19 protein-coding genes are annotated in these 20,355 nt (G+C 46.9%); 10 read left to right on the forward strand and 9 right to left on the reverse strand.

Translation table 11 applies throughout. The features are described 5' to 3' along the window. Window positions 1-216: 216 nt before the first annotated feature. From AC58PV_RS04695 to arfA, 3 genes are all read right to left on the reverse strand, one after another. Window positions 217-2,235 carry an LTA synthase family protein gene (locus AC58PV_RS04695; RefSeq protein WP_497431115.1) on the reverse strand — a complete coding sequence of 673 codons (2,019 nt, stop codon included), beginning with the start codon at window positions 2,233-2,235 and terminating at the stop codon, window positions 217-219. A gap of 99 nt (window positions 2,236-2,334) precedes the next feature. Next, window positions 2,335-2,670 carry a c-type cytochrome gene (locus tag AC58PV_RS04700; RefSeq protein ID WP_497431116.1) on the reverse strand — a complete coding sequence of 112 codons (336 nt, stop codon included), beginning with the start codon at window positions 2,668-2,670 and terminating at the stop codon, window positions 2,335-2,337. 185 nt (window positions 2,671-2,855) lie between these two features. Further along, window positions 2,856-4,367, reverse strand: a complete 1,512-nt coding sequence (arfA, locus tag AC58PV_RS04705) for an arabinosylfuranosidase ArfA (RefSeq protein WP_497431117.1) — start codon at window positions 4,365-4,367, stop codon at window positions 2,856-2,858. A gap of 167 nt (window positions 4,368-4,534) precedes the next feature. Between arfA and AC58PV_RS04710 the strand changes: the two genes are divergently transcribed. Beyond that, complete coding sequence (locus tag AC58PV_RS04710; protein ID WP_497431118.1) at window positions 4,535-5,440, forward strand: ArsR/SmtB family transcription factor; 906 nt, start codon at window positions 4,535-4,537, stop codon at window positions 5,438-5,440. 39 nt (window positions 5,441-5,479) lie between these two features. Here AC58PV_RS04710 and AC58PV_RS04715 read toward each other — a convergent pair whose 3' ends face one another. Then, the gene (locus tag AC58PV_RS04715; RefSeq protein WP_497431119.1) at window positions 5,480-6,874 is read right to left on the reverse strand and encodes an MATE family efflux transporter; all 1,395 of its coding nucleotides are present in this window, start codon (window positions 6,872-6,874) and stop codon (window positions 5,480-5,482) included. Between the two features lie 158 nt (window positions 6,875-7,032). Between AC58PV_RS04715 and AC58PV_RS04720 the strand changes: the two genes are divergently transcribed. From AC58PV_RS04720 to AC58PV_RS04730, 3 genes are read left to right on the forward strand one after another with little or no spacing between them, the layout of a single operon-like run. Beyond that, the gene (locus AC58PV_RS04720; RefSeq protein ID WP_497431120.1) at window positions 7,033-7,923 is read left to right on the forward strand and encodes a helix-turn-helix transcriptional regulator; all 891 of its coding nucleotides are present in this window, start codon (window positions 7,033-7,035) and stop codon (window positions 7,921-7,923) included. A gap of 60 nt (window positions 7,924-7,983) precedes the next feature. Further along, window positions 7,984-9,183: an MFS transporter gene (locus tag AC58PV_RS04725; RefSeq protein ID WP_497431121.1), complete on the forward strand. Its 1,200-nt coding sequence runs from the start codon at window positions 7,984-7,986 to the stop codon at window positions 9,181-9,183. A 52-nt stretch (window positions 9,184-9,235) separates the two neighbouring features. Next, complete coding sequence (locus AC58PV_RS04730) at window positions 9,236-9,913, forward strand: TIGR00266 family protein (RefSeq protein WP_497431122.1); 678 nt, start codon at window positions 9,236-9,238, stop codon at window positions 9,911-9,913. Window positions 9,914-10,092: 179 nt separating this feature from the next. On the opposite strand, the gene AC58PV_RS04735 is transcribed toward AC58PV_RS04730, so the two are convergent. Then, entirely contained in the window at window positions 10,093-10,491 is a 399-nt protein-coding gene (locus tag AC58PV_RS04735) for a MerR family transcriptional regulator (protein WP_497431123.1), read from the reverse strand. Then, on the reverse strand, window positions 10,492-11,472 hold the full coding sequence (locus AC58PV_RS04740) for an aldo/keto reductase (RefSeq protein WP_497431124.1): 981 nt from the start codon (window positions 11,470-11,472) through the stop codon (window positions 10,492-10,494). 304 nt (window positions 11,473-11,776) lie between these two features. Here AC58PV_RS04740 and AC58PV_RS04745 point away from each other — a divergent pair, with 304 nt between their 5' ends. From AC58PV_RS04745 to AC58PV_RS04770, 6 genes are all read left to right on the forward strand, one after another. Beyond that, a complete protein-coding gene (locus AC58PV_RS04745) occupies window positions 11,777-11,977 on the forward strand; it encodes a sporulation protein Cse60 (protein ID WP_497431125.1) in 201 nt (66 codons plus the stop codon). 199 nt (window positions 11,978-12,176) lie between these two features. Beyond that, window positions 12,177-12,620: a GreA/GreB family elongation factor gene (locus AC58PV_RS04750; RefSeq protein WP_497431126.1), complete on the forward strand. Its 444-nt coding sequence runs from the start codon at window positions 12,177-12,179 to the stop codon at window positions 12,618-12,620. Between the two features lie 118 nt (window positions 12,621-12,738). Beyond that, window positions 12,739-13,623: a helix-turn-helix domain-containing protein gene (locus AC58PV_RS04755; protein WP_497431127.1), complete on the forward strand. Its 885-nt coding sequence runs from the start codon at window positions 12,739-12,741 to the stop codon at window positions 13,621-13,623. A gap of 111 nt (window positions 13,624-13,734) precedes the next feature. After that, the gene (locus AC58PV_RS04760) at window positions 13,735-15,024 is read left to right on the forward strand and encodes a glycoside hydrolase family 27 protein (protein WP_497431128.1); all 1,290 of its coding nucleotides are present in this window, start codon (window positions 13,735-13,737) and stop codon (window positions 15,022-15,024) included. 117 nt (window positions 15,025-15,141) lie between these two features. Beyond that, on the forward strand, window positions 15,142-15,996 hold the full coding sequence (locus AC58PV_RS04765; protein ID WP_497431129.1) for a helix-turn-helix domain-containing protein: 855 nt from the start codon (window positions 15,142-15,144) through the stop codon (window positions 15,994-15,996). 139 nt (window positions 15,997-16,135) lie between these two features. Continuing rightward, window positions 16,136-17,050 (forward strand): haloalkane dehalogenase, encoded by a 915-nt coding sequence (locus AC58PV_RS04770; RefSeq protein WP_497431130.1) that lies wholly within the window; start codon window positions 16,136-16,138, stop codon window positions 17,048-17,050. A gap of 332 nt (window positions 17,051-17,382) precedes the next feature. On the opposite strand, the gene AC58PV_RS04775 is transcribed toward AC58PV_RS04770, so the two are convergent. The 3 genes from AC58PV_RS04775 to AC58PV_RS04785 form a co-directional block, all read right to left on the reverse strand. Beyond that, the gene (locus AC58PV_RS04775) at window positions 17,383-17,682 is read right to left on the reverse strand and encodes a hypothetical protein (protein WP_497431131.1); all 300 of its coding nucleotides are present in this window, start codon (window positions 17,680-17,682) and stop codon (window positions 17,383-17,385) included. Between the two features lie 419 nt (window positions 17,683-18,101). Next, on the reverse strand, window positions 18,102-19,373 hold the full coding sequence (locus AC58PV_RS04780; protein WP_497431132.1) for an ABC transporter permease: 1,272 nt from the start codon (window positions 19,371-19,373) through the stop codon (window positions 18,102-18,104). Beyond that, the gene (locus AC58PV_RS04785) at window positions 19,366-20,271 is read right to left on the reverse strand and encodes an ABC transporter ATP-binding protein (RefSeq protein WP_497431133.1); all 906 of its coding nucleotides are present in this window, start codon (window positions 20,269-20,271) and stop codon (window positions 19,366-19,368) included. The genes AC58PV_RS04780 and AC58PV_RS04785 overlap by 8 nt, the downstream gene beginning before the upstream one ends. Between the last annotated feature and the right edge of the window lie 84 nt (window positions 20,272-20,355).

Below are 20,355 nucleotides of genomic sequence, written 5' to 3' on the forward strand. Positions count from 1 at the left end.
AATTGTGTTAGATTCCTCTGAAATGGTTGATATCGATGTTTTTAACTGTATGTTTTCCATCTAATCTGATAATTCAAGTTTTTCCAGCGAAAATAGATGGAGATTTTCCAGTTCATCCTGATAGAGCGCCAAGTACTGCTGCTGTTGTCGGGTTGCCCTCCCATAACGCCAAAAAACCGCCTCCCAAGTAATACTCGAGAGACGGCTTGATCCAATCTATTGCGCACTTGCCGGCTTTGCTTCCTGACTGCCTATGGCCTCAGACTGAGCTGCAGCGCCAGGGATGCCAAATTCAGCATTGTAGCCCGTTTGCGAACCTTTGGTCAAATAATCATGATCCAAATAGGCGGCCAAGTACTGTTTGCCGAACATTAAGTCATATTGCACGTTCCGGTAATCGGCAATGAGAGGTGCCGCGGATTCTGGAACCGTTGCATGCAGCTGTCCATCCCGATCGACAATCAAATTGCTGAGAAGTCCCGGTACCTGCTGGGCCAACTCGGCATTCAGAGCAAAATTAGCTGGCTTTTCCATATGAAGCATATCCAGGACATGTGCCCCCAAGAAGGAATCACTTAGCACTGGAATGTCTTGCTTCGGCATATCGAAGTTGGACCATGTCACAAGCGGGATGCTGTGCATCTTCTTGATTTCTTCCAACGACCATTTGTTAGCATCACTTGTCGAAATAAAGCCTGCTTCCTTATACACCTGATAATCCATGCCAAGCATCGGCAAATGGTCACCATAGAACACGATCATCGTAGGTTCATCCGAGTCCTTGAAATGATCAATCATCATTTGCAAGCTTTGATCCGCGTCATGGGCACCTTGTGTATAGGTTTCTAGGATGCTTTTGGCTTGCGGAGTAAGATTACCTGTTGCTTTGAACTGATTCTCGCCATAGCGTGGATCGTCATATGGTCCATGATTTTGCATTGTTACGGTATAAATAAACATCGGATTTTCCGTTTTATCTACTTCATTAATCACATTTCTTGCGACCTCGGCATCGGAGATAAAATAGCCTTTTGTTTCCGGATTGTCGAAGTGTTCACTACTCTTGAAAGTTTCAAAACCAAGCTGCTTATAGACATTGTTCCGATCCCAGAACCAGCCTTCATACGAGTGAATCCCCATGCTCTTATATCCCTTATCCGCAAAATAACTGGCCAAACTTGGAATTGGCTTCGAGATATACTGTTGGTAGGGGATGGATCCGCCAGGCAGGAAGCTCATCGAGTTCCCAGTTAATACTTCAAACTCTACGTTGCTCGTTCCTCCGCCATACTGTGGAGAAAGCAAATAACCTGAACTGGATTCTTGCTGCAAGCGATGAATTGTCGGAAGGGGATCTTCGCTGAACGTAACATTCTCAAGCAGAGTAGGATCCCAGAATGCTTCACTCATGACGAAAATAACATTTGGCTGTTTCCCATCTGCAAGGGTCACTTTCGCTTTACGGACGCCAGCCGTATCCTGCTGCACAGCGGCGGCCCCTTGAATATTAGCGGCAGCCGAAGCCAGTGCTTGTTCACTATAGGTATCTGGCTTCTGGACAATTGAATTCTTCACATTCAGCGTGAAGGCAAGCGTGAGCCCATTGTTTGCATAGTTTTGCTGCTGATCCCAAACAATCTCGCTAACACCTGCATGGTCCAGAATTTTGCCAGCTAACGGTGTTTTGATTCCGAATGCATACAAGGCATACAGCGAAAAAAGCCCCAAACCGAATCGAACGATAATCGGCAGTGTCACACGCGGGATCACCCAGCGAAGGGCAAGGACGAGGAGAATCACAGCTGCTATAGCACATATTCGAATTAAAGCAGCTTTACCGGTAACTAATGAAGCAATATCCATACTCTCTTTGTTCAGCAATATATCCCAAGGGAAGAATGGCTCCCCGATCATTTTCACTTTCATATACGAGATAATTGCCATCAGACCTAGAATTAAGGTCGTAATGGATCCAGAGATTGCCAAAGACCCTACGAGGGCATAAACGAAAGCTAACAAACAAAAGGTCAACACTACATTTAACATAAATAACGGCTGATTATCTGTTACCCACTGCATAGTTTCAGATAAATTGCCACGTTCAAGAAATTCCATACCTATCACGGATAGAATAGGTAATCCGATCATAAATAAAACAAGTGAAATCGACGCTCCCAGACGACTTGAGCTCTTTGTACTCGAAAGACGCTTCCGGGGCTTCAAATTCAAGTGCATCTTACATCACTCTCCTCATGCCCCTAATTGTAAATGTCAATTGTGAAGAAATTATGTAGCTAACCTTAAGGGAACCTTAACCCTTCCAGTATCTGTCAATCACTTCAATCCTTCCAACCAAACTGCAAGTGCTTTCAGTTCTTCTTCCTTCATCGTGACCTGAAACGGCGGCATCCCGCCACCACCCTTTTGTATCCGCTTTACGATTTCAGCTTCTGTGAGGCGTTCTCCCACTTTTTGAATATTAGGACCTTGTCCGCCTTGTAATTGATTACCATGACAAGAGATACAATAATTCTGATACAGTTTTGCAACGTCCACATTTGCCGAAACACTTGCACTCGGTGTTGCCGATGGTTGACTTCCTCCACACGCCGCCAAACTCATTGCTGTCACCAGCAAGAAGCCGGCAACTAGGCCTATTCTCATTTTCATGTGCCCATACTCCTTCAATCTCTTTTCTCTCATCATATCAGAGCTTGGATTGGAAAAGAAAGAAAAGCCGCGGGCCCCGTCACATGGGCAACCTCGATGATCCTAGGGATCAAGGTTTCTCATGTGACTATTATGGTCCAAATCGCGGCTTTATATAGGTGTATCTATGAATTTATTTCATATTTTTATACCAATTTAAGACGAATCACATTCCAAGAAGCCTTACTAAGAACAGCCTCTATTTGTCCATTCGTCGAGATCGTCGCATTCCCTGCGGAATGTGGCTTCACCCGATCCGGCGCTTCTAAGGTATTGGAAGCCTTGAGATCTTCGTGCTCCAATACGATATGCTCAACGATGTGGAAGCCGCCAAAGCTACGCAAATCCATCTCCAGCGGGAGCGCTTCTGCCAAGTGACGATTGACTGCAAAGATAGTCAGCTCTGAAGTTTCCTCATTGTGTACGGCAACAGCCTCGAGGTAAGGTACGTCCGTGTAGTCCTTGGCGTCATACTTCGGTGACTTAATGAGCGGAACGAGAACCGTTCCACGCCCGAACACACTCGCATGCAGATATGGATAGTAAATCGTTTGCTTCCACGCTGCACCGCCATTCGCGGTCATAATTGGGGCGATCACATTAACCAATTGAGCTAAGCACGCCATTTTGACACGATCCGCACGTTTCAGCATAGAAATCAGCATACAGCCTACAAGTAGCGCATCTTCATGGTTGTAGATGTCCTCCAGCTGTGGTGGCGCAATGGACCAAGGCTCGATTTTACGATCAGCAGCATTCGAGTGATACCACACATTCCATTCATCGAAGGACAGATTGATCTTCTTCTTGCCGCGTTTCTTCGCTTGAACGAAGTCAGCAGTAGCAATAACCGTATGGATAAAGCGATCCATGCCCAGCGATTGCGCTAAGAAATTCGCAGAATCTTGGTCACGGTTGCCATAGTACTGATGAAGCGAAATATAATCAACATGATCATAGGTATGCTCAAGAACCGTTGCTTCCCAGTCTGGGAAGGTAGGCATGCCCAAATGCGAACTGCCACAAGCGACTAGCTCAATCGAAGGATCCACCCATTTCATCACTTTCGCTGTCTCACAAGCAGTGCGGCCATATTCCACTGCCGTCTTACTTCCGATTTGCCACGGGCCATCCATTTCGTTGCCTAAGCACCATGTTTTGATATTATGCGGTGTGCGGTAGCCATGAGAAATACGCAAATCACTCCAGTAGGTGCCGCCAGTGATGTTGCTATACTCAATAATGTCCCTTGCCTGATCAGGACCGCGAGTTCCCAAATTCACAGCCATCATGGCATCTGTGTTTGCTTTGCGACACCAGTCCATAAACTCATTCAGGCCGATCATATTCGGCTCAATCGTACGCCAGGCAAGATCAAGTCGTCTTTTGCGTTGATCCACAGGTCCGATGCCATCCTCCCAGTTATAACCCGATACGAAGTTCCCGCCGGGATAACGAACAATCGGCACTTGCAGCCCCTTCACTAACTCCAGCACATCGCCGCGAAACCCTTGCTCATCTGCTTGCGGGTGTCCAGGCTCATAAATACCGCCATACACCGCGCGCCCCAAATGCTCAATAAAGGAACCATACAACCGAGGATCGACTTCTCCAACTTTAAAATCTTTGTCAATAATCATACTTGCTTTCGTAGACATTGAGCTCACCTCATCGTATAATTAATAAAAATATAAATCAGTTAATATAATCATTATGTATATTTCCTATTAAACAGCAAAAAAGGATGGAGATCAATACCTCACACCCGTTTTTGTTGCATTCATATTTATGTTAATCAGAGAAAGCGAAAGGCGGCGTTCAAGCAATGATTCACACAACAACAGACCGTAAGTGGCTGCCCCTATATGAAGCGTTGGCTAGCGATGTGCGGCTTCACATTTTGGAGTTATTAGCAGAAGAAGCGATGAACGTGAAGGATTTGGCGCAGCGTCTCTCCCTCAGCAGTGCGATCGTCACGATGCATGTCAAAAAGTTGGAAAACGGCGGCCTCATTCATACAAAGCTCGTTCGCAAGCAAGGCGGTACGCACAAAATCTGTACATTAGCTCTCTCGCGCATCGACATTCAGCTTCCACAGCCCGCTGAACAAGAGCAATTATTCAATGAAGTATCGATTCCTGTAGGTCACTATACACGCTACGAGGTCCATCCGACCTGCGGTTTAGCTTCGGCTGAACGCGTGATTGGCCAGTTTGACGACCCACGGTTTTTTTTCGAGCCAGATCGCATGCATGCCAAAATTCTATGGTTCGCCAAGGGCTTCGTTGAATACCAAGTCCCCAACTATATGCTGCCAGGTCAGACTTTGGAGGAGATTGAAATCTCACTGGAACTCGGCTCGGAAGCACCAGGTATCGCAGCCAATTGGCCGTCTGATATTCACTTCTATGTGAATGGTACGCTGCTTGGCTACTGGACAAGCCCTGGCGATTCCGGGGCTGGCCGCGGACTTCTGACTCCCTCCTGGTGGTCAGACTACACCAACCAGTATGGTTGGTTGAAGGTACTCCGCATCACCGAAACGGGAACATACCTAGATGGGCAGCAACTATCAGCGGTTACGATCCAGGACCTCCCCCTCTCCCGCAACGAGTGGACCTTACGGTTAGAAGTACCCAATCATGCCGAGCATGTCGGTGGATTAACGTTGTATGGGGAAGGCTTCGGCAACTACAATCAAGATATTCGATTTCGCACCTACCGGAGGTAGGTGCTTGCGCAGGTAATCGATTTACAATTGCCGACAAGATTATGGATGGCTCGTGTAGCTAACTTTTGGCGTCGGCCCCACAGCTTCAATCCCCTTCTTCGTTTCCTCCGCTATACGCAAATACTTCTTCCGCCGCCAACGAATGGCCACGAGAATACCGCGCAGATACTCATCACACATCATAGCAACATAGATCCCTGCTAACCCCCACCCATAATGCAGTCCAAGCACATAAGAGAGTCCCGCAGCAACGCCCCACATCGAGAACAGCGAAATCACCATATTAAACCGGGTATCACCAATCGCATTGAGTGCATTGCCAAAGCCCATATTGATCATTCGGCCTGGCTGCAGTATCGCTGTAAGTACTAAGCAAGACAGAGCTAGCTCTATGATTGCTTTGTCTGAACTGAAGAAGCCCAAGAAGCTTTTGCCGATGATTAGAAGCAGGATGCTGTTGCACCCCACCAAGCACAGTCCAATCCACGTACCGCGGTAGCCTGCTTGATAAGCCGCCTGCGTTTGCCCTGAACCGAATAGATGCGCTATTTGGATTTGTGCCGATAAGGCAATCGAATAACCTAACATGAAACAGATGGATTCCAGTGTATTCATATACGTTCTCGCTGCTAGAGCCGCAGCCCCCATCGTGGCTAGAAAGCTATAAATCGCGAGCTGTGACAGCACCCAAGATGACATATTGATGCCAAGCGGCCAGCCAATTCGGATAATCTCACCAAACAGTTTCCGGTTAAAAACGCCCAGATCACGCCATCTGATTTTTCGCTCAAAGATGGATACAAACATATAGAGGAGCAAACAAGTCGCGAGTAAGCGACTCACTAATGTTGAAATCGCAACCCCGGTTAAGCCTAGCTGTGGAAATCCAAGCGCACCATTGATCCAAACGTAGTTCAACACGACATGGATCACATTCATCCCGATCGCGACAATCATCGGTCCCTTCGTATTGCCTGTATTTCGAATCGCTGTGCTGAGGGTAGCTGTTAGCGCCGTTAATACCATGCCACTGCCGACAATTGAAATATACGTATGCGCCATTGGAATTAATCGTTCTTCTAATTGAAACAGCCTCGCAAGTGGAACCGCCTCTACATATAAAATCACACTGAGAATCGCACCAATGAGCCCGCTAATCGTGACAGCCATAATCCCGACCGTTCGTGCAGACTCCTGCTGCCGAGCCCCAATCTTCTGTGCAATGAGAATACCTGCGCCGCTTGCCACGGTCATGAATAGGATCATAACCGCTTGGAAGATTTGGTTCGCTAAGCCAACTACCGCAACCGCATCATCGGACACACGGCTTACCATAAGCGTATCAACAGCACCCAAGAGCAGCTGCAACAGTAATTCTACAAATATTGGCCATGCTAGAATCCATAATGAATATTTATTTTTCTCCGCCTTCATGTTCACGCCACCATCCAGTATGATTCTCTATTTGTTATGAAAATGAAACTTAGTAGTCAGTTCAAATTATAGCTGTTATAGTTGATTTCATGTATCAACATCGCAACTGAAACTTATACAATTCCAACTTCCATTTCAAATAAAGGCAGGTGGCTTTCATGGCATTTCTTGAGATCACGATCCCTCCTCTGCCGCACTATATCACAAGTGGATTAAACAGTATTCCACAGGGTGGTCAGCATCCGAGTCGCAGCAATATCCAAGTCTTTGATTTGCTTATCACAACGGCCGGCTGCTTCTACATCGGGGAGGAGGATGCCCGATTCGAGGTTGGGGCAGGGCATGCTGTCATCTTGCGGCCTGATCGTTATCACTTCGCAACCAAGGAGTGCGACGAGCTCACTCACACCTATTGGCTGCATTTCCATGTAGGCGGTGCATGGGAGTTAATTAATCCTGCTGCCGCCCCCCATGTCTCCTTGGAGGATCCCGCTCCTAAGGAAGCCGAGGTAGAGGCTTTCGCCGTGGAACCGTTCACGATGCGTATTCCGCAATTTACGACGTTACAGCATCCTGAGAAAATGTACGAGGTTTTCGACCAGCTTCTACAGCTGCATTCCCGTTCTCATGTGAGTAGTGTTCGTTTCGCCCAACAGCAGTTGTTCCAAGAGATTCTGCATCAGCTTGCCGCGTCTGGTGAGACCGATCACGCCTCCGCCTCCAGAACCTGCGCAGAGAAAGCGGCTTCCTATTTAAGACAGCATTTTCGCGAACCTGTGTCTGCTAAGCAACTGGGCGATGAGCTCAATTTCCATCCGGTCTACATCGCTCGCTGTATGCAGAAAGAATACGGTTGTTCGCCCGTAACCTACCTCCTGAAATTACGTGTGGCACAAGCCAAACTCTCACTCTTGCAAACGGAGAGACCCATTGCCCATATTGCCCAAGAAGTGGGCTTTGAGCAGGCAGCCTATTTCGCGGCGAGCTTCGCCAAACTGGAAGGAATGTCCCCTCGCAGCTATCGCCAACAGTTTTCACAAGGGACCTAGATGCTTGGGCAGCGATTCATTTATGCTATACTGAGAAAAAAAGGATAAGGAGTCCTCATCATGGCAATCCCTTTACATTGGAAAAAGTCATTATGGATACTCTGGGGCGCGAACTTCTCCATTACGTGTGGCATGAATCTGGTTCTCCCGTTCTTACCTCTCTATATCGGGGAGCTAGGGGTTCACGATCTCAATGATATTGTCCGTTGGACAGGCTGGATTGTGGCTGCTCAATTCATTACTTCTTTCTTGACCCAGCCCCTGTGGGGAGCCATTGCAGACCGACGCGGACGCAAAATCATGCTGCTTCGCGCCGGTTTCGGGATGGCTATCGTAACCGCACTGATGGGCATTGTCACATCGCCATGGCAGCTATTATCGCTGAGGTTGCTAAACGGATTCTTCTCCGGCTTCATCTCGATGGCCGTCTCGTTGCAAGCCTCCCTGACGCCGCGAGAGCATTCAGGGAAGTCGTTAGGCACGCTGCAAACAGGCGCTATTGCAGGCACGCTCATCGGCCCTTTAATTGGCGGAGTGTTGGCGAGCTTTCTCGGGTACCACCATGTATTCTTCTTCACAGGCGGACTCATGCTATGCGCCAGCCTCATCGTCATGTTGTTCATTAAGGAAGAACGGAAGCCTGTTGCCGACAAAAAGGTGAAACAGAAAACACAGTGGCGCCTGTTTCGCCCCTTGCTGCCTGTGTTCGCTGCATCTCTGATCACTCAGATCGGAATGATGAGCATCGAACCGATCGTTACGGTGTATGCCAAAACCTTGTATACAGGGGCTCACTTGGCCTTCTTCGCTGGACTGATCGTCGCGATTACCGGTATCGCCAATTTATTCGGGGCACCGACATTAGGACGGCTTGGTGACCGAATCGGTCAGCGCATGACGCTGGTCATCGCCCTCGTCATGGCGGCAGTCGCCTTTATCCCGCAGGCTTTTGCCACGAATATCTCCATGCTGTTGGTCGGTAGGTTCCTGCTCGGACTGTTCATCGGGGGCATGATTCCGTCGTTGAACGCACTGGTCATGAAGCTTGCAGCTCCAGAGATTCAAGGCACCGCTTATGGATTCAATACATCTTCACTATTCCTTGGCAATCTCATCGGCCCCCTGCTCGGGAGTCACTTGGCAGCTGCGTACGGCTTCACTTCTGTGTTCTATGTCACGATGAGTATTCTGCTCCTCTGTGCGATCTTCGTGTATACGAATCGCAGTCTGGATGCAACCATACGGCCCAAAGAGGCGTAGAGAAATATGGCGTTCAACTTTTAAAATAAAATCAACACACTGGAGGAATACGATGAAACACGAAATTTTATATAAAGGCGCATTTCCCATGCTGCGCGTTCAGCTTGAAGCGGGTGAGAACATTAAAGCCGAAGCTGGAGCGATGGTTTCCATGTCCCCTAATATCGAGCTGAAAGGAACAGTAGATGGCGGAATCATGAAAGGACTCGGCCGCATGCTTAGCGGAGAGAAGTTCTTCTTTCAAGAATTGACTCCTAATCGTGGATCAGGTGAAGTGCTGCTCGCGCCTGCCGTAATCGGCGATATTGAAGCTGTCGAGTTAGATGGCTCGTACAAACTTTTTGTGCAAAAGGACGGTTTCCTTGCTGGCACCTCTGGTATCCAAGTCAACACGAAAATGCAGAATCTGATGGGCGGCTTCATGTCCGGCGAAGGTTTCTTCATCGTAGAGATCAGCGGTAGAGGCACTGTGTTCCTCTCCTCTTACGGCGCGATTCATGCAGTTAACTTGAAACCGGGCGAAGAAGTGCTCATCGATAACGGGCACCTTGTCGCTTGGCCGGATTATACGCAGTATACGATTGAAAAAGCAGCCAAAGGCTGGATCTCCAGCCTTACCAGCGGGGAAGGCGTCGTCTGCCGATTCCGCGGCGAAGGCGTCGTGCTCATCCAAACGCGGAATCCGAAGAGTTTCGGCGGTTGGATTAAGCAGCTGCTGCCGGGCAGATAAATTGAAAAGGAGCTAAGCGTAGTTTGCGCTTAGCTCCTTTGTTTTTGCTGCGTATGCCGCTCACCGCTGGAACGGTGAAACTGACCCTTTCCCAGCAACATCACCTCTGGAACGGTGAAAAACATCCTTACAGCGCCTACATCGACCAGGTTCGCTTCCCTCTCTTAATTCCCGCTTATCTACGGCGAGAAAATAACAGGAGAAAAACCACTTGTCTGGCGTGCGGCTCCGATCATCTCGTCATATCTATCCATTTTACTCTCTAGACGCTCAAGGACTTTCTGCATGTCTGCCATTCTTGCTGTGAGTTGCTTATGCTGCTCGGCTAGGAGTTCTTTCCTCGTCTCCAGCGTTTCATCTCCTTGCTGAAACAGTCGCACATAGTCAATCAAAGTTTCAACGGGGAGACCCACACCTCGCATACATTTGATAAATTCAACCCATCTGCAATCTTCTTCCAAGTAGTCTCTTAATCCGCTTTTATTGCGGTTCACCCGCGGGATAAGTCCGATTCGTTCATAATAGCGTAGAGTATCTTGTGACAAGTCAAATTTCTCGCTTACTTCGGCGATCAACATTTAGATGGCCCCAACGACGCGATGTGGCACATACAGTTCTTCCAACGACGCAATTTCCTCAGATGTTAGCGTTAGAGAAAGCGCAGCTACTGCATCATCCAATTGCGACATTTGTGTAACACCAATAATCGGAGCTGTTACAGGTTCTTTCTGCAGCAACCAGGCAAGGGCCACTTGCGCGCGAGGAACGCCGCGTTGTTTAGCTACTGCTGCAAGACGCTCTACGATAACTCGATCCTTATCTGCAAATGCATCATATTTCATTTTCTGAGCTTGGTCCGTTTCGGAGCGGTGCGTTGTTTCTGACCAATCACGTGTTAATCTACCAGATGCCAGGGGACTGTATGGAATGACGCCGATTTTTTGATCCTTGCACAGCGGCATCATCTCCCTTTCCTCTTCACGATAGATGAGATTAAGATGATTTTGCATCGATACGAATCGTGACCAACCATTTTTCTCAGCTACATGCAGGGCCTTTAGAAACTGCCAGGCATACATCGCAGATGCACCAATGTATCTCGCCTTGCCAGCTTTCACTACATCATGCAAGGCTTCCATCGTTTCTTCGATCGGCGTATGATAATCCCAGCGATGGATTTGATACAGATCAACATAATCGGTACCCAGTCTCTTCAGACTTTTATCCATTTCACTCAAGATAGCCTTCCGGGAAAGACCTCCCCCATTGGGACCTGGATGCATGCGGAAATGAACTTTGGTCGCGAGAACAATCTCATCACGATTCCCATAATCTTTCAGTGCTCGTCCAACTATTTCCTCACTCGTTCCATCTGAATAAATATTCGCGGTATCAAAGAAATTGATTCCGAGTTCGAGCGCTCTTTTGATAATCGGACGACTGTTCTCTTCATTCAGCACCCATGGGTGCGTCCACCGCTCTGCTACGCCAAAACTCATGCATCCAAGACTGATCCGCGATACATCCAAGCCTGTATTTCCTAGTTTCACATAATCCATCTGATGAGACCTCGCTTTCTTATAGCACATAATTCCTACAGGTATAGTGTACCCTCTGGAGTTAACTCCAAGTCAAGTTACAGTTCCCCTCCTCATAACGAACATCAAATTGACACCCCATAGATAAAGTGTTATGGTCAAAGCAACAAGACGTTCCGCCTTTCTTTGCGGGATGTCTTGTTATACTTTTATGGGTATTGTACATCTACTATTTGTACTTTGCGAAAGGGTGAGGGCTTATGTGATTGGGTTGTGTTTTTGCTGTACATGCTAGTCAATCAAACAATTCAGGGAGGAATTCGAAGTGATACAGGTAAAAGAGTTTTTAGATACAGATGCGTCTTATGCGGAGGCAAGAGCTAATCAGTTTTTAGCCGAATTGAAAGAGGAACAAATTGTTAACGTTTGCTATGGATCCATCTTGAAGTCATCCCCAAGCGGGGTAGGGTTTCAACGTAGTGCCATCCTTGTGGTTTATAAAACGGGAGAAAGTAATCCCAAGTAAACGAGGTGTTCACACGAAAATGGAGACCTTCTTTAAACTGCTCTCGGTCTTCTCTACAGTTCTTCTTGCTGTATTTCTATTCTTTTCAATCTTACAGAAGTATTAACAAGCATTATTAAGAAAACTAATTTTCCGGAGGTTTTGGACATGAGGCAATTAGATCGATATTGGAATCTCATCATGTGGGGTGGAATCTACGATGAACCGTAGTCATTTGTCCAACCCTACCCGTAGTCGACTGGTCGATCAGCTTGTTTTTCTTGACGAGCAAATGACGATGTACCTTGACAGTTATCCTTCACAGCAGAAGATCCAAGTGCATAAGAGTATTCAACACTATGTAAAAATATTGGAGAGATTACTTGAGCTTGATGATGTTAATCTTGTCAAGACGTTGAACAAAGTTACCGTAATCGGAAGTAACATAACGATTTGTTACGAAGGGGAAGAATCCAATGAATTATTTACCGTGGTCCTCCCCACAGAGACAGATCCTGATCATAATCGGATATCGTTATTTTCCCCACTTGGAAATCAATTGTTATCGAGATCAACTGGTGAAACCTTCATTCTTCAAACGCCGGAGGCAGAATATTCCGTTCGAATTGTAGGGACTACGCTGACGAGTGACGATTATAGTTAAGACTAAGAGCACCCAATCGGGTGCTTTTTTTCCATGTAACGATCATGGTACTATTTGATAACAGGTATTTAAAATCTAGCATTCATACAAATATTCCTACAAGGGGTAACCATCGATTATGGTCATGAAAGATAACTACGGCGTTTACGGGTACCGCTTCCAAGAAAACCCCGTACTTCCGCTTTGCCAATTATTTGCCGTTGGATTTCAAGATATCCAGCAGCACGATTATGATTGGGACGGCATGAAACGAATTGATGGCCCCCTCTATTTGATTCAATATACGCTTTCTGGACGAGGAAGAATCGAGCTAGACGGCCAACTTCACGATGTGCCAGAGGGAACTGCCTTCTTGGTTGAAATACCAGGAAACCATCGCTACTTTTTACCCCGAGACAGCTCGCATTGGACGTTTTATTTCGCTTTATTTCGGCAGAGCCATCTGCAGCAGGTATGGAGGGAAATTCGTCAGGAGCTTGGACCTCTGCCACTGTTCGAACCCCGCAGCTTGGCTATTCGCCGGCTCGAAACCATTTACTCCGAAGCCCGAATCGGCGCAATAAAAGACGGGTATTACGCATCTTCGCTTGTGTATAGCTTCCTGATGGAGCTTCTTCGAAGCGGAAGTACGCAGCGCCAGGAACGAAGCAATTGGCCAGCGATCGTTCGACGAGCCGCTGATTATATCGAAATCAACTTCCGAACATTGGATGGTCTTGACCAAATCGCCGAAGCTGCAGGCAGCTCAAAGTACCATCTGGCACGTACCTTCCATCAAGCGACAAGCTTTTCACCTATGGCCTATACGTCTAAACTCCGAATCGAACTGGCTGTGAAACTATTGCGGACCAGCTCATTGACCGTTGAAGAGATTGCGAAAGAAGTCGGTTACCAGAATGGCAGCTATTTCAGCAAAGTGTTCCGCAGTTGGATCGGTTACTCACCAAGCAGATTCCGTGAAGGAAAGGAACTTCTCTCCATTGATCAGATCGTATTCGATTAGGATCAAACCGCAATATTTTACATATGACAGCAAAACATTACGCTAGCTTCCCTAGCAACTTCGTCTTATTATATGGCTATTACCTTAATCAGGAAGGGATGAGTTCATGTAATGACTAATCATCATCAATGGGCTGAGACGCCACCGCTTGGCTGGAATAGCTGGGACTGTTATGGCGCAGCCGTCAATGAAGAAGAAGTACGCGGGAACGCGCAATATATGGCTGAACATCTTAAACCTTACGGCTGGGAGTATATTGTCGTCGATATCCAGTGGTACGAGCCTGGAGCAGTTTCTTCGGCTTATCGTCCTTATGTTCCACTTAAAATGGATGCGTATTCCCGTCTCATACCGGCTGCAAATCGGTTTCCATCCGCTGCTGATGGTCAAGGTTTCAAGCCCCTGGCTGATTATGTGCATAGCCTTGGTTTGAAGTTTGGTATCCACATCATGAGAGGGATCCCACGCCAAGCCGTCCATGCGGATACACCTCTGCTGGGGACAAATGAAACGGCACGCTCCATCGCCAAGACGTGGAATGGGGCTATCTGCAAGTGGAATACAGATATGTACGGCGTTGATCCATCCAAAGATGGTGCGCAAGCCTACTATAATTCTTTATTCGAGCTGTATGCCTCCTGGGGCGTCGACTATGTCAAAGTTGATGATATCGCCGATTCGTTGCTCTACGGCATTCAACTAGACGAAATTCAACTCATTCGTAAGGCGATTGATACGTGTAGACGTCCCATGGTATTGAGCCTTTCTCCAGGTCCGGCACCGCTCGAATTCGCAGAAGAGCTGAAGGCAAATGCCAACCTTTGGCGGATGACCGATGATTTCTGGGACATTTGGCGACTACTCTATGGCATGTTCGAACGGTGTGAGAAATGGGCGCCACATGTTGGAGCAGGCAATTGGCCAGATTGCGATATGCTGCCGCTCGGTCATATCGGCATTCGTTCCGTTGACGGTGGGGCAAGCGACCGCTGGACACGATTCACAAGAGACGAACAGCAAACGATGATGTCCCTTTGGGCCATCTTCCGCTCTCCGTTGATGTTTGGCGGCGAGCTAAGAGATAATGACGAGTGGACATTGTCACTGCTCACGAACGAAGAAGTGTTGGATGTTCTTCGTAATGGACGAGATGCTCGCCAATTGTACAGGGAGAATGAGCATATCGTCTGGACTTCGGAAGGGAGCGAAGGCGTCCGTTATGTCGCTCTATTTAATGCGAGTGACAACGTTCAAACACTTCAAGTAACACCTTCCCAGCTTAGCACCGATACCATTGGCAGTGTGCGTGACCTCTGGAATCGCGAAGAATTGGGTACACTTGGTGAGCTTTCTTTTACACTTGCCCCGCATGCATCCATGTTATTGAAACTCACGCTCTAAAAACAAAGAAGCGATCTCTAGCCATACTGGCTAAGGTCGCTTTTCTTTATGACTATGCGTAACGATAGCGTATAATGGTGACAGACCCTTGCACGAGAGGAGAACGCTCAGCGCCATATGTTTATCCAAAAATATACGCCATCACTGGTCCTACGACCCTATATCGAAGCCATCATGGTGCAGGATGACTTCAATGCGGTTAATTTCTCCAACCGCAATTCGGTTAAAGTGTTGCCGAGCACCATGACGGTGATCGGTATTCAGTACGGGCAGCCGATGAAATTACTGGAAAATGATAAGGTCATCCTCATGAGCTCCAGTGGCATCACCGGTATGCATGTAACCTTTAAGGAATACATGGGCACCGGTGCAATCGGAACTGTTATCATTTCGTTCAAGCCAGGGGGTCTGTCTCATTTTACCCGATACCCCATTCATGAATTTCAACATGTAGATATATCTTTGGATCTCGTCTTCCCTCCCAAAGACGTTCAGGAGATGGAAGAAAAACTCGCAGAGGCATCCAGTGCGAAGGAACGCGTGGATATCGTGCAGCAATTTCTGTTGTCAGCTCTGCGTGACAATGTGGATGAACAACTGGTTCAGGCAGCTGCACAAGCCATCCTACAGCAGCAGGGCTCGCTGTCAATCGAGCGCTTGGCCGCGCAGTTATATGTGAGCAAACGCACGCTGGAACGCCGATTTAACGCTCTGATCGGCACGTCACCCAAACAATTCGCAGGCATAGTCCGCTTCCAGCGAACCATCCGGCTTCACTATGCAGGTTGTGATTATTTAGATATCGTCCAGGCTTGTGGTTATACAGACCATGCCCATTTGAGCAAAGACTTCAAATCATTCGCCGGTACGAGTCCCGAGCAGTTCTTCCGCAGCGAGGTTCAACCGGAATTAAAACGATCCCTCCATGACAACGAACCTTTGTCCGGCCCAAGTGATCACTTATATTATTGAATATATTCATATTCACAAACCTACGAGCGATCTCCTTGGTTACCGACAAGGTTGTCGCATTTTTACAATGAGCGTACTGGGGGGTAATGTTACACTTGGTTTATCAACCGAACCTCACAACGAAGGAGCTGCTCCAATAATGTCTCATATCGAAACGCTGCCCATTGGCAAGGAATACCCTTTTGAATCCCATTACATGACGGTGAATGGCCATCAACTGCATTATATCGAAGTTGGAAGCGGCGATCCGGTCTTGTTTCTGCACGGCAACCCCACTTGGTCCTACACGTTTCGCAATATCATACCCTATGTTCAAGAATCCCATCGTTGCATCGCCGTTGATTTGATCGGCATGGGCCGCTCAGATAAATCCGGCATTGGCTACACGTTCTTGGAACATGTCGATTACGTAACACGCTTCATCGAACAATTAGAGCTCGATAGAATAACGCTTGTCATGCATGATTGGGGCGCTGCCATCGGCTTGCAATATGCAACAAATCATCCGAATAAAGTCAAGGCTGTTGTGATGCTCGAGCCTCAAGCCTTGTATCCGAATGAGTCTTGGTCCGATTTCTCGCCGCCAGAAGCGCAGCCATTGTTCCAAAAGCTACGCGATCCGGAAGAAGGATGGCCGTTTATGCGGGACAACAGCGTGTTTATTGAAGGCATGACGAATACCATTATAAACCGAGCAATCAGTCCGGAAGAGCTTGCGTTCTATCGGGAACCTTTCCGTAAGTCGGAAGACAGAAGGCCCATGTGGGTATTCCCGAACCAAATTCCCATTGAAGGACATCCGCCCGAAGTCGTCGATGCGGTGAACGCTCGCAATGCATGGTTTACGGTTTCACCTGTGCCCAAGCTGCTCTTCTTCGCGACACCAGGATGCACCGTACGCGAGCCGCAGCTTGTCTGGTGCCGGAAGCATCTGCCTAATTTGAGCTTGTTTGATATCGGCAAAGGGTTTCACCATCTAGCAGAAGAGAATCCGCATGCGATTGGACATGAGCTGCAACGCTGGCTGCATGAAATCAGCCCTAACGGCAAATAAAAGCAAATGAACCTGCCTTTACTACCGCAATTGAAATGACTCCTGGCTCCAAGAAATGGTATTCAAGCACAATAATGCGAAGATGCCCGCTAAAATAATAACCATTAAAGTTAACCTTGGAATGACATGCCACAAAGAGGATCGCCACTGATTCGTAGAGCTATCAAAATAGGCGCGAAGTCGTCTAGCCATAGTAAAGTAACTCGGTTTGCGAGTATTGTAGACGATTCCTACCGTACCTTTTTTCTTAAGAGCAATAGGAGTCCACAAATGAATATTGCTGTATGTTTGATTATTTAACATGAAACTGCAATGGACCAGGGATACCTTTCCTAAAGTACCGAAATAGTTATCATAACTTTCTTCCGTTCGCTTAGCGATGTTCGCTTAGCGATGTTCGCTTGACGGAACTCCCCATATTTTAAGAGAGTCAGACGTTTCGTTGCCCGATACCCCGCCCATAGCGCGAGTACACTTACAATTGACAATGTGTTACGAAGTGCAGGATCCGCATCTGGTTGTTTGAGGTCATAGAGAGTTGCTAGGATAAAGAAAAGCCACAATATTAACCAAAATGAACTAAATACCCCAACTGCAGCTGTCCAATGTAACTTTCTTTTAACCGTTGTCATATCATTCCTCCGATTGGATGAAGGCCTTAGTTTAATGAACTACGAACTTGAAGTTCCATTTAGAAAAATGATTAACCCTTGCTTCATTTTAACCATCACCTCTTCAGTAAGAAATATTCACCATTTACCTTTAGCTATCCTGTTATTTCAAGTACCATTTAATCGCATTCTGATACAAGACCTTTTCAGCTTGATCTTTATTAAAAGTGTTATAAATTAATTCAATATCAGAATGATTATAGGTTTTTTTTGCTCTGGTTGAAGGTAAATCTGTCCCAAACAATTAAGGCGTCTGGGTTTACCGAATAAATTGATGTAGAAATGCGTTCTTTTATAATCATTTCAAATGATCAATAGAGCGCACAAAAGGCTAAACAAGAACATCCCTTGTTTAGCCTTTTAATCGTATTCCCTTCCCCCTACCGATACGCACGCATCGCTTTGCGCAACTCCTTAAGCGTCGGGCGCTTGCCATACATCAGCACGCCGGTACGATAAATCTTTGCGGCGAGCCAAGCCATTGCGCCGATTGAAAGCAGTTGAATGACAATCGAAAGTGCAACCTGCCAGAACGCTGGACTGCTCATTCCGATACGCAAGAACATGATCATAGGCGAGAAAAATGGTACGAATGACATCGTAACTACGAATGGTGCATTCGGATGATTAAGTCCGAAGATCGCAATCATGAAAGCGGCAACGATGACGTAGGTAACTGGCATAATAGCTGGTCCCACGTCCTCTGTACGGGAGACAAGCGAGCCTACTGCGGCGAAAATCGTCGCATAGATGAAGAATCCGAGTAAGTAGAAGATTAAGAAGTAAACGATCAGTGATAACTCTAAATCACTCCAGCTAATATCCAGTTCCTTGATGGCTGATGCATCACTCAATTGGATATTAAGAGCTGCGACAACGATTAATGCGGCAATTTGTGATAGCGCCAGCAAGCAAATACCAATGATTTTACCGAACATCTGCTTGAGCGGTGACACGCTTGTAATGAGTAATTCCATGACGCGCGTGCTTTTCTCCGCTGTGATTTCCGTTGCAACGAGATTACCGAATCCAATTGCACCCATGTATAGCATGAAGAGCAGGATATACACCAATATATAGGACAACCTCATTTGGGACTCTGTTTTGCCTTTAGCAGCTTGATCCGATGTAGAAATTTGCACCGTTTCTAACGACACAGGCGTTTGAATATCCGTTTTAATCGCATCTGGCAGACCTGCTCCTTGCAGCACCATATCCGTCTTGATTAGCTGAAGAGTCGTTTGTAGCTTGTTTTTCTCCGATGTTCCTGTGGATTTATAAATCATCTTCGGGAATCCGCCTTGTTTCCCATCCGTGAACTCTAAGTATCCCTTGATTTTCTTATCCGCAATTTGCTGTTTCCCATAAGCCTCATTAGCTTCCGTACTTCCTTGATCGGTAAGAGGTACAATTTGTATCTCTGCATTGGGCTGATTATTATAAAATGCCTCTAATTTGGCCGACACAGCCGCTTGTTTCGTGCCAAATATGCCTATTTTCGTCGCCTCATCAGATGAGAATTGTTGGATAATGGATGGAAGATGAATCAATAGCGATATCAAGATTAGCAAGATTAGACTCATGACTTGAAACGATTTGATGCGAAAGCGAGACATGTAGGTAAATTTAATGACAGTCCATATACTATTCATGCTGGCTTCCCACCTTTTGGATAAAAATTTCATTCAAGGTTGGCTCCATAATCTGAAATCGCTGCACAGTGGACCGTTCCATCGCATATTGCAAAATACGCTGCGCGGCTTCCGGATTAGCAATACGAAGCTCGTACCCATTTTGCCTTTGGTTCACCGATGTTACACCTAGAACCTTCTCTAACCCTTCCACATTCGTCGCTGTCTCCAGCACAACTCTCTCCTTCGCGAAGCTAGCTTTAATGTCTTTTAAATTGCCTTGAAGTATCGTGTTTGAACGGTGCAACATACAGATATTCTGACAAAGCTCCTCCACATGCTCCATTCTATGGCTGGAAAATAAAATCGTTTTCCCCTCGTCGCGCAAGCCTTTCACCGTTTTCTTCAACAACTCTACATTCACTGGATCGAGTCCACTGAAAGCTTCATCTAGAATTAGGATATCTGGATTGTGAATAACCGCGGCAATAAACTGAATCTTCTGCTGGTTTCCCTTGGATAATTCCTCAACCTTGCGATTGTAATATTCAGGAACCTCAAATCGTTCCAACCACAACTTCAAGCTGCGCTCTGCATCGCGTCGTTTCATTCCTTTAAGCTCAGCTAAGTATAAGATCTGCTCGCTAATTTTGACTTTGGGATACAAGCCCCGCTCTTCAGGTAAATACCCCATCAAGCTCCGCAGCTCTTCCCGATATCCCTGTCCGTTCCACATTATGCTGCCTTCATCTGGGTATATGAGTCCAAGTACCATCCGCATCGTTGTTGTTTTGCCTGCCCCGTTCGCGCCTAACAAGCCATAGATTTCTCCCTGTTTCACTTGCAGCCCTATGCGATTTACGGCGGTTTTATCCCCGTACTGCTTCGTTACGTCTTGAACAATCAAAGGGTGTGTCATCAACTGTGCCTGCCTTCCCTCATGAAATTGCTTACCCACACTATTTTACATGAAAATGGAAAAACAATGAATTTTTCTTCGCAG

The sequence above is a fragment of the Paenibacillus sp. J22FR83 genome, assembly GCF_059691955.1.